Genomic DNA, 14,843 nt, shown 5'->3' on the forward strand with positions numbered 1-14,843 from the left:
TACAATTACTAATTAGTTAGTAAAAAACGCTAAATTGCGATATTCAAGATAAAAATCGGATATTGCTTCAAAAGCAAAGCGATTACCATGAGAACAATGAAAATCGAAGAGGATGTAGCAACACGTCTGGCCGTTCTTAAACGGAAATTCAAAAGGAAATCATTCTCGGATTTACTGGAAAGTTTTTGTGATTTTTTTGAAGAATCAAGATTAAAACCAACCGACCTTGACAGTGCCCGTAGGCCACCATCTTTAGTGATAACGGAACGCACCAATAGGATCATTTCCTTTATCAAGACATCCGAGGAAAAATATCTGAAGGAGATCCTTAACCTGGTGGAGAAGTTGTATGTACAGATGGAGAAGAACAATCTCCAGCTTCCGGAAACCGCCGTACCAAAAAAACAGGATAAAAAATCGGTACAGGTAGCGAAACCTTCCAAAGAAATTGTTGCCCAACAGGACCAGTTTATTGAACTGAAAACGGAGCTTAAAAAGGCAAAATCTGAAAAAGGGGAACTGGAATACCGTTTGGAGAACCAGAACAAGTTCATGAAAGAGCTTTTGTCGAAATTCAAAAAACAGAGCATGACAGGGAACTGGACCATTTCAAATGAACAGTACCAACATTATAAAGAAGAATTGAGCAAACTATGATAATGAAAGTCCATAAGCCAAGCAGCACACCTGGAGCCGACAACAAAGGCAGTGTCAGTAAACTTATCGACTATTTGGAAAAAGAGAACAGCAGCCTCGAAAACGGAGGTTTTTTCTTTGGGAGGACCAAGGATGACGACCGCTTTCAGGATATGATAACACGAACGCAAGCAGCTATGGCCATTGATAGGAACATAAAGGGATTGAAGAAAAAGGATTCAAAATTCTTTATGCTCACCCTGAATTTTTCCTCCAAGGAACAGGAGCATATGGCCAGCAAGATAGCCGGAAGGAAAATAACAGATGTAGCCCAATTGAACGAAAGGGAAAGGCAGGTCTATGAACAGAAAATGAAAATGTACACCCAAAAGGTCATGGATGAATATGCCAAAAATTTCAACCGAGGACTTACCGAAAAGGATATGGTCTATGTCTCCAAAATCGAGCACAACCGAACCTATAAAGGTAACGACCCCGAAGTGTTGAACGGCGATAAAAAATCCGGCGATAAAAAACCTGGGATGCACACCCACGTCCACATCGTTGTCAGCAGACAGGATGCTACCCAATCCAAATCATTGAGCCCGAACGCAAAAGAGTTGAAGGCAAATTCCCATCATGTCCTGAACGGAAACAAGGTAACCAAGGGCTTCAACCATGAGGTATTCAAATTAAAGACGGAAAGATTGTTCGATAAGGAATTTTCCTATGGAAGAAAGTTCCATGAAAGCTATTCTGCCAAGTCCAACAACGAATCCCTGAAAAGCGTGGCCACTATGTACAAAAACCAATTGACACCGCAAGAATACAAGGAAATGGCAGCGCTTTCGGACAGCAACCTGAACATGGTGTATCGATATTTCACCAAACCAAACCAGGCAATGCTCCATAAACTTAACACCAATATCCAGAACCAGTTGAGCCTTAAGGCCAAGGTACAGGACCAAATGCTCAACGGCCTATGAAGATAACCTTACTCGATATTGGCCTTTTCCTGATCTGCCTTTTTTACTCTTATGCTATTTTGGAGTTTGTCCAAAGGAGGGAAAAATACAGCATCCTGTTAGGGGGGAACTTCATTATTGGACTTTTTCTATTTGTGATACTCCACGCACCGATCGTATATATACTTAAGGTCTTGGGGATAGGCCTGGCCGCTGCAATGGTCCTCTATATTGTTTTGAACCTTGGCAAATCTGAAAAAAAAGGGAAACGTTCCGACAAATCCTATACCGGCGACCCGATAAAACTAAAGACCAAAGATGGGGATACCATAAAATATTACGAGCCACTTGAAAATTTTTTGGTGTACGGCGGAGCTAATGCCGGTAAGACGGCCTCCCTCGGAAAACCTTTATTGTTGGAATATCTAAAATCGGGGTATTGCAGTTTTGTTTACGATGCAAAGGAGTTTGACTATTCCAAGACCATTTATGGATATTACAACACCCATGAGCAGAGCTCGAACCTGTTCTATGTGAATTTCAACGACCCGAACAAAAGCCATAGGTTCAATCCGACCGAACCGAGCCTTTTCAACAACAGCACCCATTTTGAGGAAGTAAACGAGCAGTTCCTAAGAAGTTTGAAGGGCCTGCACTCCAAAGACGATGAATGGTGGGGCGCTGCACTTGGTTTGTACAAGGGCATCAGTTGGATGTTCTTCAAACATTTTCCGGAACTGTGCACATGGCCGCATATAGCAAATTTTTTCTTGCACAGGGAAACTTCCGACCTGGTTGAGTTCTTGAATTCTGATAATAGGGCAAAAGGTTACGCTTCCGCGTTCCTTAAGGTACAGGACAGCGAAAGGACATTGGCGTCGATACAGTTCAACCTTAGCAACTATTTGAGCAAGATAGCGAACAACGAGGCTTTGTGCTATATCCTAACGGGAAACGATTTTGAGTACAATTTTGTCAATCCCGAAAAGCCTATCAGTTTTTGTGTTTGCAATTCGCACCAGATCTCCAACACGCTTTCCCCGGTCATAGGGGCCCTGGTCAACATTGCGGCCAAACAATTTGACCTTACAAATAAGAACCCTTTGCTTTTCTGTTTGGACGAAGCTACCACTTTCCACATACCTAATTTTGAGGGATTACCGTCCCTCTTACGTGAGTTCAAGGTTGCTTTCCTGATGTTAACGCAGAGTTCATCGAAAATAGAGAAACTTTATGGGAAACTCGATTTGAATAGCATACATTCAAATTTTACTAACAAGTTTTTTGGCAAGACGGGGGATGTTAACGCCGTTAAGGACTACCAACAACTTTTTGAAAAAGTGATGAACGAATATACCAGCGAATCAAGAAATTACGGCCAGAGCTATTCGGAGGGGACCACTATGACAAAACGCAAGGAATTCAAGTTCGAGGCCGATTTTTTCAGCCATTTACAACCGGGAGAGTTTGTGGGCATCGGGGGCCAGTCCAACTATATCGACTTTCACAAAAGGTTTGTGCCCTACGACCGGTCCCTGGACATGGAACCAAGGACGGTAAGGGAAAAGATCGTTACTGCCGCAGACCTTGACGAGAACCTGGAGACAATAATCAACGAAGTAAAATCCATATCAATTTAAATAGAACATTATGAGAACAAACCTTAGAAAGAAAATGATCTTGGCAGCCACCCTGTTACTGCCCTTGTCCACGTTCGCACAGAACAGCTTCATCAACAACGCAAAGGATGTGATCAATGAGTACCTGATACCCATTATCATCATCGGGGTAATAGTATCGGCGGGAGCGGGTTTGCTCTACAACTTGGATGATTTTGTGGACAAAAAGGGCGATGGGACGCGCTCAAAGGCCCTTACCAACATTGGTTGGATAGTGGGTATAGCTTTGATAGCGATCCTGGCCTTTATTGCGATCATCAACTGGATAGCCGGACAATCCATCCAAATCAATTGATGGTATGTACGAATACAAGGTAATCAAAGGGACCAGGCGGACGCTCTACCTGAAAGGACTTAAGTCCCGGTATTTCTATTTCTTCTGTTTTATTGGGGGAATAGGTGCACTGGGCCTTGTGCTTACCGGGCTCAACGGCGGGTTGATCCTCCATCTTTTTTATGCACTGGTATTCGTGATAGCACTGTATGCATTTTTCTTTTGGTTGAGCCTTGAAAAGCCCTTTGGGGGAATAAAGCGGACGTATTCCGTAATCCAGAACATCGATTTGGTAAAAATTCTGAAGAAATGATAGTAAGCGCAGAAAAAGCATATTCCATTGATACCATTTACGGTAACACACTTATTTCCACGGACGGAAACCTGTCCAAGGTATATGTTATGCGCATGCCCGAAAAGTACAGCCTTTCGGAAAAGGATTTTGACCGCCAGCACATCCGGAACTATAAGGCATTCAGGTCCATGCCGGAAAATTCCTTTGTCCACAAACAGGACCTGGGACTTGTCAAATACTATGATGCCTCCCATTTGCCCGAAAACAATATCCTCCAGCGTGCCTACAAGAACTATGTGGACGGAAGGAAGTACCTCCAGCACCAGACATTGTTGATCTACACGCTAACGGGCCTCAAAATGCTTGCGCCCAACGTGGTAAGGAACCCTTTGGGGTATAAGGAAAAGTACAATAAAAAGGACCTTTTCAGAATCCAGTCGTTCGAGGAAAGCGTGCGGTCGAGTGTGAGCATCCTATCGCAAGGGGCCATAGAGCTCTCGCCCATCGACGAATCCGAACTGATCGTTTATGTCAAGGAGTTCTGTAACGGCTTCACGGGGGAGAACACCGATATTGATTATACGGGCGAAAACGATAAGATGAGCATACTTGATAACAAGTATGAGATTTTGACCGTTCCCAGGCAGGAATATCTTCCGGATTCGATCTCCAATATCATCGAGGATTTCTCCGATCAGGAATTTGTTTTCTACAAAGGGTTTATGGATGATTTTGGGGAGACCTTCTGTTACAATCACATTTATAACCAGATCATTTATTTCAAGGGACATAACAGGATCAAAGGGGACATCGAGGCTTCGCACCTTACCCATGCCCAGAACCGGGGCTGGAGCAAATCGATTGAGGCCGATACCGAGGAAATTGGAGAGCGCCTTAAGGAAATTTCCCAAGACAATTCCAATGTTCTGGTACAAGCCAATTTCAACCTAGTGATATGGTCCGGGGATGAAAACGAGCTTAGAAAGGCCACAGAAGAGGCCAAGACCATTTTCCAGACCAACGGGATGGAATATTACAGGGCGTCCAATGTAACGATCCAAAACCTATGGCTTTCCTCCATTATTGGACGGAATACCCTGATAAATGAAAAGTTCCTTTTTGAACAACCATTGAAACAGGCTCTATGCCTGTTTACCAACACTTCCAATTATGTAACGGACGATACCGGTATCCTTTATAATGAAAGATTGTACGGGACACCTGTTAAGCGCGATCTGTGGGACGTCGATAAAAAGCGCATCAATGCACGGAACTCGATAAAGATAGCCCCGACCGGTAGTGGTAAAAGTTTTTCGATGTTATGGGAGATCTTCCAAGAGCTGATGTCCGGGATCATAGTTTGCCTGATCGAGATAGGGAGCTCAGGGGATCTCTTTGCAAAATTGTTCCCTGATATTTCGGTACAGATCAAATTCGACTTTGACAAACCCCTTGGGGTTAACCCCTTTCGTTTGGAACCAGGAGAGGAGATCGGGAACAGAAAGATAATGTTGTTGTCGGCCCTTTGCTTCAAGTTTTGGCAAAAGAAGGAGTACAAGGAAGATACGGACCATGATAGGGCCATGAAAAAACTGTTGCGCCACTATTATGAGCAGATACCCAGCGGCCATAGCTTCCCGTCATTTTACAATTTTTTGAAGTCCAAAAGGGAAATGGTCCTTTTGGACCTTGAAATTGAGGAACGTTTCTTCGACATGGGCAGTTTTCTCCATATTTGCGAGGATTTTCTTCCCGGAGGCATGTACGAAAACGTATGTGCAGACACGGACGTTACCCTGGAGAGCCAGGTGGCCGATAAGCAATTCATCCATTTTGAACTTAGCAGGATAAAGAGCGACCCTTTCTTGGTTTCCATCATGATCCATTTGATAAACTATGTGATCGACACCAAGATCTTGAGCGATCGTAGCAAAAGGGCCAAGATCAAATATGATGAGTTTGCGGAGACCCAGGAATTGAAGTCCGTTTTATCGGACGACCACGTTTTGGCAACGGTGGCCTTTTTGTACCAAAAGATCAGAAAGGAAAACGGAGGTGTGGACATTGTTCTGCAATCGCCAACACAGATACCCTATAACCAATATTTTAAGAACATCATTGCCAACCACCAGATCTTGCACGTCCTGGAGGGCAACGATTTGGTCTATAAGAACACAAGGGAACTTTTGGAACTAAAGGACCACGACGAATATTTGATGAAGTCGATAGAGAACAACTTCAAAACGGACAGGCCCTATTCGGAGGAATACCTTAAAATCGGCAACAAGTACCGTAACATAGTCAGGCTGCAAGTGCCAAGGGAAATCTATTACGCTTTCCAAACAGAGGGCAACGATTGGGACTGGATGCAGAAGGACTATGAAAATACGGGAGATATGGAACAGACTATAATAAACATTATCAAGAGAAAAAATGAGAAACTTAGTATTCGTTAGTATGGTATTGGCGGGACTTGCCGGTCATGCCCAGATACCCGTTACAGATGCGGCGGCCGGGGCATCCCTCACCGCCATCAATGCACAGATAACCACCGGAAACATGACCCTGCAAGAGCTGGTGTCCATCCAAACGGCGGCCAAGGGAGAGGCGGTCAACACGCAGACGAACACCCTTAACACGCTCAAACAGGCAGAGAAGATGTACGAGATCTACACCAAGATCAACAACGCCATCACCACCGCAAAACTTGTGGACGAGATTTGGGACACCTCCAAGAACATGATCCAGTTGACCTTTGATGTCCACAGGATCGTCAACAGCTCCAACCTTGACGGGGACGTTAAGCGCACACTGATCAATACCGGGACCGATTTGCTCAATCGTGCGGAGGCACTACTTGAGATCGTCAACAAGATTTTGGAATCCGGCACATTGAAGGGCGATGATATGGACAGGATAAATGCCCTGATGGACATTAAGGAGCAGTTGGACAAACAATATACCGACTTGCAGGCTTACAGCTTTAATTGTATTGAAATGAACGGGCTATCATCTGAATCGATGGCCAAAAACTGATGTATGGACGTAGAGGCCATTTGGAACATATTGGAGGGCTTGACCGCCACGGATGTTTACAGCGCTTATCGCGAAGTCATGCGGAACTTCAAGGTAATCTATGTAGGCACAGCCCTTGGTGTGGCCGCAAGCCTCTTCCTTTTGATCCGTGAATATGGCGATGTCATCTACGAGGCCATTGGTTTTAGTGAGGGCAGGAGGATCCAACCACCAAACTGGGCAAAACTTACCGGCATCATCCGTCCCACCATCTGGGTCGTGGTCATTGTTCTGGCCTACCCGCAGGTACTAAAGGGAATAGAGTACATTTTAGCGGGATTCCAGGATTCCCTTGGTGGACAGACCGGTCCAGAGAGCAATTTTCGTGACCTCTGGAGGGAAGAGGCCCTACGGTACCAAAAGTTGATGGCCCAGACATCCACCTGGGACATCGGGCAAAAAATGTCCCTGATCATCAACTACTATATTATACTGCTGATAAAGCCGTTTATCATTCTTTTGGAGCAGGATGCATATTCCCTGTTCCTGGCACTTCGTTACCTGTACCTTATCATACTGGAGCTTTTCGGGGGCGTGGCCCTTGCCCTTTATATCAACAAGGAAACAAGGACACACACCTATACTTGGTTGAAGCACATGCTATTTAATTATGCCATGTTGGGAGCCTTTGCAATGGCCAACGAGCTGGCCAACCTTATCATAGATTTTTACATCAACAGGAATTCGGTCTATTCATACAACATTTTGATAATAGCCTTTGGAGCGGTACTCAAATTGTTCCTGTTCAAACAGTCCTTTAACATTCTTAAATCAAACATTTTCTAACCAATGAAGTCGGAAAGCGAAACAGTGTACAATCAATTCTCAAAAGCGAAACAACAGCAAAAATATATCTGGATATCCTCCATGCTTTTTGTAACGGTCGCCTTTATCGGGACGCTGGTGTTCCTTTACTACCAATCCAAGAATGTTGTGGTCATCAAGGAAAACGGCCAAAAGGTGTCGGCGGTGGTGGGCAATGAAAAGGAGACGTTCAAGGCCCTGGCCTCCGAACATTTGGACCGGGCCTTCAAGTATGCCAATTCGTTCGACCGCTTCACCTATAAGGACAACATGGCCAAAACGCTTTTCCATATGGATTCAAGGAGTGCGAATCGGTTGTTTTCAGAGTATGAAAACAGCGGTGCATTGGCCGACGTTCTTAGCAAGGGCACCATCTATGATGCTGAAATTTTGTCGGAGTCCATCCGCATCACTGGGGACAGGGAACCTTTTGAGTTTGTTTTCCAAGGGACCATCGATGTCAACGATGGTGGCCATGTAACCAAATATCTGGCCCAAGGTACGGGCGAGCTTATTTATTATACGCCCCATTATCCTGAAAATCCCACAGGATTTTTCATTACCAACTATACCCAAAAAACGAAGATATATGAGCAAAAATAAAATTAAGATACTCATACTTGCCGTCATTGGGGTTGTTTCAATCATAACGATCGTGGTTTCCATGGACGAAGGAGCCCCGAAGGAGGAATTTCAGAACACTGTTCCCATTTCGTTGAAGGAGGATAATTTTTCCTATGATGATGTTACCAATGCTTACGACAAAGCCAAGAAAAACGGGGAATTTGAAAAGACCGAGACCCGGGACAGCAATGTTTATTCTGAGGAAAACGACCCCAAGGTGCTGGAGCTCCAGAGACAGATTGAACTATTGGAGGAAAAAAGGAACGGGACCGGGGGCAACGGGAATGTCCAGGGAAACAACGTTCAGGAAAACCGTCCATTGACCGAGGCGGAAAAAGAGGCGATTTACCGATCCGAGCTTCTTAGGGCAAGGGAGGAACGCCTGGCCAGATCTCAGGACTATTCAGCACCACCGAGCGAACCCGAGACCACGGGACCGGTCGAAAGCATGTTGGAGTTCCAAGCGGCCATCTATCGAGACCAGTTTATTCTTCCTGGGGACAGGGTAACGCTCATCCTTACACAGCCCGTAACCTACAAGGGAAACGTATTCAAAAAGAACACATTCATTTACGCCAACGCAAACATCCAAGGTTCACGGGTATTGCTCAATGTTACCAACATCGACCACGTTCCCATTGGGTTGGTGGCAAAGGATGTCCAGGACGGCAATATCGGGATGTACAGCGAAAGGGCCGGACAGTTGTGGAGGGAGTTCCAAGCGGATGCCCAGACCCAGGGCATCAATGACGTAACCGGGGAAATTTCCCAACAGACCAATGTGCCACTGGTAGGAACCGCGATCAGGGCGTTCGGAAATTTTTTTAGGAAGAAAAAGTATAAGGAGAAGGACAAGATCTTACTTGTGAACAACGACAAATTGATCTTGACCACACCGTTAAACACGAGACTATGAGAAACAGCTATTTACTTATTTTTTTGTTGGCAGGTTGCTTGGCAATGGCCCAAAACGATACCATCCAAGTTTCGACCAGTACGGCGGTCGTGATTTTTCCCACTGATATATCGGATCGGATATTGGGGGATGACATTACCTTTTTTATGTCGGAGCAGAACGACGGTGGCAGTGCTTTTTCCAGAAGGATCCTGAAACTTTATTACAATGAAAGCCCCAATGCGAAAAACCGCTATACCAACCTTACGGTAATCACGACAAACGGAAATTCCTACGAGTTTACCTTGGAGTATCAAAAAAAACCATCCAAAAAAACATGGTATATCAAGCCTGATCAGGCCGTTACCAACATACTTGGCACGCCCGTAAATTCCAATTACCAGAAAGAAACGGCCACGGCCGAAAGTGATATGCCAACTGGTTCCGGAACCAACGGAACTATCACGGATGATAAAATTCCGGAGGTCGAAGCGGAGACGGAAGAAACGATCAGTGAAGCCGCCAAACCTACCAAAGAGCTCTACGAGACCGATAAGGAAGAATATTACCGGTTAAGATCTTACTATATGCAATTCGACAAGGCCAAGCTGCCCCGCTTTTTTGCCCGTTCCGGCGATGTTTTCCTATGGTTGAAAGGGGTTTATTTCAATGAGGATGAAATCTATCTCCAGTTCAGACTGGAAAACCAGGAAAGCATCGATTTTGATCTGAATTTCCTGAAATTCAGTATTGCCACCTCCTATAAAAAGAGCAGTAGCAACCAAAAGACGGAAATCCTTCCTGCATTTCGCTATAAAGTTCCCAAGGAGGTCAAGGGAAACACTGAGAATCATTTTGTTGTGGTATTCAAAAAGTTTTCCCTGGACCGAAATAAAGTGTTGGTCGTCGATCTGGCCGAAGAAAACGGCAATAGGAACCTATCTTTAGAAATTGACCACAATCTTATCAATAACCCTTTCAAAATTTGAGCTTATGAGCAAGATGGCCTCTATGATAACATTATTGTTCCTATTGATCACCATTTGCGCAAAAGCGCAAATGAGGGGAAACCTGGCCTCTTCTGTCGGGGTTAGCGGTGGTTACGTGGAAGATGGTTTTGCGGCAATGGGAACGTTCAATTTCCACCCCAACCGTTTTCAATATTTTCAGATCAGTGTATTGGCGGCCTTTGCCAAGGACAAGGGCACGAACGACATACCCTACAATATTTTTACCATTCAGCCAGGCGTATATTACAGAGTGTATATATCGCCCAGACGCAAGAATTTCAGCGTTTTTCTTGGCGGGGGTGGGCTTTTTGGTTACGAGGTAATCAACAACGGTAGCAACGAACTGCCCAACGGGGCCATTATCAACGGAAAGAGCCAATTCATTTACGGCGCATATTTGGGCGGAGAGGCCGAGATTGCCCTTAGCAACGATTTTTCATTTTTGATAAAAGCAAACGAATACTATCATGTAAACTCAGATGTGGGCAACTTTTATCCCTATGCGGGGGTAGGGTTGCGCTACTTTTTATTTTAGAACACTAACTGGAACACTATGAAAAAAATTACCCCACTCCACATAGTTTCTCTATGCCTGTTTTGTCTTGTCCTTATCCTGGCTTGCAGCAAGGATTTCGATAGCATTGTACAGGATTCTTTTGATTTCAGCTTTACAGAGGACCACGAAAACGATGGCTTTGTTTTTGAGGCCACCAAGACAGATTTTTCCCTGAAACCCGAGAAAGTGGTAACGACCGTCGCTTACTTCATGAAGTACAGTATAGAGAACGGTAAAGGATATTATTTGACTTCGGAGAATGACACCATACGCCAAAACGATACGATCTTTGTGGCGGATTTCGATATGTCCTTCAACTATATGCCCATTGACACAGGGGCCCATAAGGTCAAGGTCCTTGCCTGGGATTCCAACAAACTGGAAAAGGAACTGGAGCTAATTTACAATACCAGCTATGCAAGTTTCAGCTTCCTTCTCAACAAGGGCACGGACGATTTTATAATCAACAGCAAGAACCCCGTAAGCGCCACCCTTTTAAGGGACAAGGATACCGGGGACCCCACCAATGCCGGCAATCAGGAATTTGAGGTTTCCTACCAACTGGAAAACGGTACCGGCAAGCTCTATTTGGGCGATGATTCCTATGCCCCGGGGAATTCCTTTGTGCTTCCCAAGGGAGTTACGGATTTCGGCTATCTGCCAGAGACGCTTGGCGAGCATAGATTGACGATGACGGCCAAGGCTCCAGATGGTGCCACCATCACAAGGGAGCTTGTCATGGTAGTCGGCAATCTGAACTTTACCTTTAGGGCCACAGCAGCCTCCACCCAGGTCGAGCTCGATACCAACATTGCCATCAATATCGACCTCCAGACCCAGGACGAGGAAAGCGATGTAACCTATGACATCAGCCACTCCTTTTCCGTTGGCAGTGAGGGAGGCGGGACCGTCCGGGACCAGAACGGAGGGGTTATGGATGCCGGAACGTTCAGGCCCATTGAACCGGGCAATTACAATTTTACCTTTAAGGACGATGTTCTTGGCCAGCGCAAGATATATTTTGATGTGCGCGACAGCAACGGGCAGACGAAAAGGGACAGTGTTGAAATCGAGGTCGCAAACATCCCATTTACCTTTAGTGGAAATGCGGAGAGCAACCAGGTTTTCGTAAACCAAAGGACACAGCTCAACTTCAATATCAAATCCAATGGGAATACATCGAACATAGAGTATTTCCTTACCTATAACATTACTGAGGGAAACGGTAAAGTTAGAGGGGTAAACGGCGACAATATCCAGAACAATACGGACTATCAGGTCGGTCTTGGAAACTTTTCACTTTTCTATACCCCGGAAACCTTGGGGAACCACAAGATCAGTTTTCTTATAACGGACAATTACGGCCAAGAAGTGGGGCCGGTGGAAATTGATCTGGAGGCGAAGCAACTGGAGCTGGACTTCAACGCTTCGGCCAATAGCAGCGAGGTGCTTGTGGGCCAACGGGGGGCCATATCCCTAAGCCTGATAGAGAAAGGAGATTACGATGGCGTTACCTATGAGCTCAATTATTTTATTACGGGCGGGGACGGCCAGCTCTACAATGGAAATTCACCCATTGCGCCAAGCCAGTATTTCACCGTAACGCCGGGTAGTTTCGCCTATGATTTTATAGGTCAACAGGCCGGCACCTATGAGATTTCCTTTTTGCTCCGGGACAGCAACGGCCAGATTTTGGAGGAGCAGGTTACGGTTGTCGTGGGCAACAATGATTTTAGCGTTACCATGACTCCCTCAAAGGCCACCGAGTTTTCCAACAACCCCGTTGGCATCATCGTTAACATCGATGAAGTTCCGGACGGGGCGAACGACACCTATTCGGCCTTTTATTCATCGAGCCAAAACGGGTCAATGATGGTCAATGGGGTCTCATATGGACCAGGGGAAAATTTCCCATTGTCCCCAGGCTCGAACAACATTACATATACCGGACTTGAGCCTGGCCAGCATAATATCGTGCTAAGCGTTGAATCAGGATCAGACGTTACACGTACTGCCAATACGACCATTACCTTTGACCAGGTGGACTTTACGTTTACGGGCGGATCACAGAGCTCCGATATTTCCGTTGGGGAAATCACTTCCCTGAACTTCAACATTTCGGAGAGTGTGGGGTCGTCCGACTATACTATGCGGTTCACCATGAACGGCAACGCCATCATCAAGGATTCCAATGGAAACGTAGTGAGCCCGGGCAACATCTATAATGTGCCCAAGGGGAACTTCAACTGGAGCTTGGAGGGCACGGACGATGGTAATATAAGCATGACCTTTTATGCAAAGAACGACACAGGACTTGAAAAGTCGGTAAATATCTCCGTTGGTGTTGCGGCAAAAGACTATAATTTTACAGCTTCTGGATCCACCCAACAAGCGTACACCGAAGAGGAAATCGATGTCAACTTTAATATTTCCGAAATCGGGATTGGCGGGGACACCTACGAAATGTATTTCTCCGTAAGTGGCAACAATGGATCCTTCCTGTATTCCGGCACAACGTATTCCGCAGGGGAGAGCTTTACCGTTCCGGTCGGTTCCTTTTCAGGCAAATACACAGGGACCACAGAGGGCAACCATAATATTACCTTTACGGTACGTTCCTCTTCCGATGTGGAAAAAACCGCCAACATCAATGTGAATTACGAGGTGTACGAAGAGCCGTTCACGCTCAATATCAGCCAGTCCTCCCAGGACAAGTACATCAATGACCCATTTGATATTACCGCTATCACAAATGCCACCTCCGGCCACGACCCAAGTGTTACCTATACAATGGTGTTCACCTTTACAGGGGCCAGTGCAGGGACTATGCGTTATAAGGGCATTACATATAGTGAGGGGGAAACGATTCCCCTTGATTATGGCAGCGCACCGATGCAGTTCACTCCCGAGACGGACGAGAGCTTTGTAATCAATTTCTTGATAGAAAACTCCACTGGACAGTCCCAGACCGAGAGTGAGTCTATACAAATGTTCAAAAGGCCGACCGTTTCCGCAAAAGGAGAGAAACACAACATCAGTTGCGGCGGGCTTAATGGATGCGATTATCAGGTAAGGATATACACTTGCTTCAGCGCCAATTGTTCCGAGGCATACAATGGGGCGAGTTTGGAACAAGTAGAGATTAGAATTCTCAATAGGGGAACGAACAATTGGGACACGAAAATATTGAACTACAATGATGCCAAGGGAAGCGGCGTGGACAGATATTTTGAGATGGAGACTGAACCATCAGAGGGCAAACTTAAATATCTCGATCAACCCTATGAAGTAAGGGTAAGGGATTCCAATGGCCAATGGAGTGATTGGACTTCGGGATCGGTTGTTAGGGTTTGATAAATAATAAGGGGGTCTATTGACCCCCTTTATTGGTTTTTATATTCGCATTGATTCTCAGGAACCGCCGCTGCAGAATTATACTCCAGTTGATTTATGTTTGCATAAATGGCCAACCTGGTTTTAGATATCTGCCCTTTATGTTCGCATAAACCTAACTTCTTTTTAATGTATATGTGATCACCACATCCTGATCGTCCAAAAAATCATCCTGTTCCACTACAAGCCGATCTTTTGTAAATTCTATGATTACCATATCGTTCCTGTTTTCAAACCGTAAAATCTCATTATTTATCAATTCGTATTTATCCATTTCAACAGTACTGAACGGATCTACTTCGCCACAGGAAAGGCCGTTTTCATTAATTCTATATTCATCTTTTTCTCCAGAGGGGCCTTCATTGAAAAAAGTAAGATTGTCCTTTAGGCACTGGCGGATCTCATTGGTGTTGTACAGGTCGATGTTCACGGTCCCGTCCCCGTTGATGTCCACGGCGGTGTCCGATTCTATTGCCTCATATTCCCACTGGCCAAAGAGTGCCTCGTTCCTATCATCCAACGAAACCCCATCGTCATCGTTACTGCATGATAACAGCCCCATAATCATTCCAAATATCAGTAAGTGTTTTCCCATAGTGTAAGATTTGTGTTAGGGGGGTAAAGATACAAAATCCAA

Annotated in this window: 14 protein-coding genes; 13 read left to right on the top strand and 1 reads right to left on the bottom strand. The window is 45.3% G+C overall.

The genetic code is table 11. From position 1 onward, the window contains the following. Window positions 1-87 precede the first annotated feature (87 nt). Genes MJO53_RS16750 through MJO53_RS16810 form a run of 13 tightly spaced genes read left to right on the top strand, consistent with a single transcriptional unit; the run spans window position 88 to window position 14,167 of the window. Window positions 88-657 (top strand): BfmA/BtgA family mobilization protein, encoded by a 570-nt coding sequence (locus MJO53_RS16750; protein ID WP_157731036.1) that lies wholly within the window; start codon window positions 88-90, stop codon window positions 655-657. A 2-nt stretch (window positions 658-659) separates the two neighbouring features. Next, the gene (locus MJO53_RS16755) at window positions 660-1,622 is read left to right on the top strand and encodes a DUF5712 family protein (protein ID WP_252081260.1); all 963 of its coding nucleotides are present in this window, start codon (window positions 660-662) and stop codon (window positions 1,620-1,622) included. Next, a complete protein-coding gene (locus MJO53_RS16760; RefSeq protein WP_093980783.1) occupies window positions 1,619-3,241 on the top strand; it encodes a type IV secretory system conjugative DNA transfer family protein in 1,623 nt (540 codons plus the stop codon). Before MJO53_RS16755 ends, MJO53_RS16760 begins: the two co-directional genes overlap by 4 nt. A 10-nt stretch (window positions 3,242-3,251) precedes the next feature. Beyond that, window positions 3,252-3,575 (top strand): hypothetical protein, encoded by a 324-nt coding sequence (locus tag MJO53_RS16765; RefSeq protein ID WP_157731032.1) that lies wholly within the window; start codon window positions 3,252-3,254, stop codon window positions 3,573-3,575. Between the two features lie 4 nt (window positions 3,576-3,579). Continuing rightward, entirely contained in the window at window positions 3,580-3,867 is a 288-nt protein-coding gene (locus tag MJO53_RS16770) for a hypothetical protein (RefSeq protein WP_093980781.1), read from the top strand. Further along, window positions 3,864-6,305 (top strand): VirB4 family type IV secretion system protein, encoded by a 2,442-nt coding sequence (locus MJO53_RS16775; protein WP_093980780.1) that lies wholly within the window; start codon window positions 3,864-3,866, stop codon window positions 6,303-6,305. Before MJO53_RS16770 ends, MJO53_RS16775 begins: the two co-directional genes overlap by 4 nt. Continuing rightward, window positions 6,283-6,885, top strand: coding sequence for a hypothetical protein (locus tag MJO53_RS16780; protein ID WP_157731028.1), 603 nt, complete (start codon window positions 6,283-6,285; stop codon window positions 6,883-6,885). The genes MJO53_RS16775 and MJO53_RS16780 overlap by 23 nt, the downstream gene beginning before the upstream one ends. A gap of 3 nt (window positions 6,886-6,888) precedes the next feature. Continuing rightward, window positions 6,889-7,710: a hypothetical protein gene (locus MJO53_RS16785; protein ID WP_093980778.1), complete on the top strand. Its 822-nt coding sequence runs from the start codon at window positions 6,889-6,891 to the stop codon at window positions 7,708-7,710. Window positions 7,711-7,713: 3 nt separating this feature from the next. Further along, on the top strand, window positions 7,714-8,331 hold the full coding sequence (locus tag MJO53_RS16790) for a hypothetical protein (RefSeq protein ID WP_093980777.1): 618 nt from the start codon (window positions 7,714-7,716) through the stop codon (window positions 8,329-8,331). After that, window positions 8,318-9,268 (top strand): conjugative transposon protein TraM, encoded by a 951-nt coding sequence (gene traM / locus MJO53_RS16795; protein WP_093980776.1) that lies wholly within the window; start codon window positions 8,318-8,320, stop codon window positions 9,266-9,268. The genes MJO53_RS16790 and traM overlap by 14 nt, the downstream gene beginning before the upstream one ends. After that, the gene (locus MJO53_RS16800; protein ID WP_093980775.1) at window positions 9,265-10,236 is read left to right on the top strand and encodes a DUF4138 domain-containing protein; all 972 of its coding nucleotides are present in this window, start codon (window positions 9,265-9,267) and stop codon (window positions 10,234-10,236) included. The genes traM and MJO53_RS16800 overlap by 4 nt, the downstream gene beginning before the upstream one ends. 4 nt (window positions 10,237-10,240) lie before the next feature. Next, window positions 10,241-10,792 carry a conjugal transfer protein TraO gene (locus MJO53_RS16805; RefSeq protein WP_093980774.1) on the top strand — a complete coding sequence of 184 codons (552 nt, stop codon included), beginning with the start codon at window positions 10,241-10,243 and terminating at the stop codon, window positions 10,790-10,792. Between the two features lie 18 nt (window positions 10,793-10,810). Next, window positions 10,811-14,167 (top strand): TraQ conjugal transfer family protein, encoded by a 3,357-nt coding sequence (locus tag MJO53_RS16810; protein ID WP_093980773.1) that lies wholly within the window; start codon window positions 10,811-10,813, stop codon window positions 14,165-14,167. Window positions 14,168-14,321: 154 nt separating this feature from the next. On the opposite strand, the gene MJO53_RS16815 is transcribed toward MJO53_RS16810, so the two are convergent. Further along, window positions 14,322-14,801 carry a hypothetical protein gene (locus MJO53_RS16815; protein ID WP_093980772.1) on the bottom strand — a complete coding sequence of 160 codons (480 nt, stop codon included), beginning with the start codon at window positions 14,799-14,801 and terminating at the stop codon, window positions 14,322-14,324. Between the last annotated feature and the right edge of the window lie 42 nt (window positions 14,802-14,843).

The sequence above is a fragment of the Flagellimonas marinaquae genome, from assembly GCF_023716465.1.
Classification (GTDB): domain Bacteria; phylum Bacteroidota; class Bacteroidia; order Flavobacteriales; family Flavobacteriaceae; genus Flagellimonas; species Flagellimonas alginolytica.

What these genes read in the sequence shown, in the direction of transcription:
- MJO53_RS16805 (WP_093980774.1), top strand. Translation starts at nt 10,241, where the DNA reads ATGAGCAAGATGGCCTCTATGATAACATTATTGTTCCTATTGATCACC.
- MJO53_RS16760 (WP_093980783.1), top strand. Translation starts at nt 1,619, where the DNA reads ATGAAGATAACCTTACTCGATATTGGCCTTTTCCTGATCTGCCTTTTT.
- MJO53_RS16815 (WP_093980772.1), bottom strand. Translation starts at nt 14,801, where the DNA reads ATGGGAAAACACTTACTGATATTTGGAATGATTATGGGGCTGTTATCA.
- MJO53_RS16780 (WP_157731028.1), top strand. Translation starts at nt 6,283, where the DNA reads ATGAGAAACTTAGTATTCGTTAGTATGGTATTGGCGGGACTTGCCGGT.
- MJO53_RS16785 (WP_093980778.1), top strand. Translation starts at nt 6,889, where the DNA reads ATGGACGTAGAGGCCATTTGGAACATATTGGAGGGCTTGACCGCCACG.
- MJO53_RS16770 (WP_093980781.1), top strand. Translation starts at nt 3,580, where the DNA reads ATGTACGAATACAAGGTAATCAAAGGGACCAGGCGGACGCTCTACCTG.
- MJO53_RS16750 (WP_157731036.1), top strand. Translation starts at nt 88, where the DNA reads ATGAGAACAATGAAAATCGAAGAGGATGTAGCAACACGTCTGGCCGTT.
- MJO53_RS16755 (WP_252081260.1), top strand. Translation starts at nt 660, where the DNA reads ATGAAAGTCCATAAGCCAAGCAGCACACCTGGAGCCGACAACAAAGGC.
- MJO53_RS16810 (WP_093980773.1), top strand. Translation starts at nt 10,811, where the DNA reads ATGAAAAAAATTACCCCACTCCACATAGTTTCTCTATGCCTGTTTTGT.
- traM (WP_093980776.1), top strand. Translation starts at nt 8,318, where the DNA reads ATGAGCAAAAATAAAATTAAGATACTCATACTTGCCGTCATTGGGGTT.
- MJO53_RS16775 (WP_093980780.1), top strand. Translation starts at nt 3,864, where the DNA reads ATGATAGTAAGCGCAGAAAAAGCATATTCCATTGATACCATTTACGGT.
- MJO53_RS16800 (WP_093980775.1), top strand. Translation starts at nt 9,265, where the DNA reads ATGAGAAACAGCTATTTACTTATTTTTTTGTTGGCAGGTTGCTTGGCA.
- MJO53_RS16765 (WP_157731032.1), top strand. Translation starts at nt 3,252, where the DNA reads ATGAGAACAAACCTTAGAAAGAAAATGATCTTGGCAGCCACCCTGTTA.
- MJO53_RS16790 (WP_093980777.1), top strand. Translation starts at nt 7,714, where the DNA reads ATGAAGTCGGAAAGCGAAACAGTGTACAATCAATTCTCAAAAGCGAAA.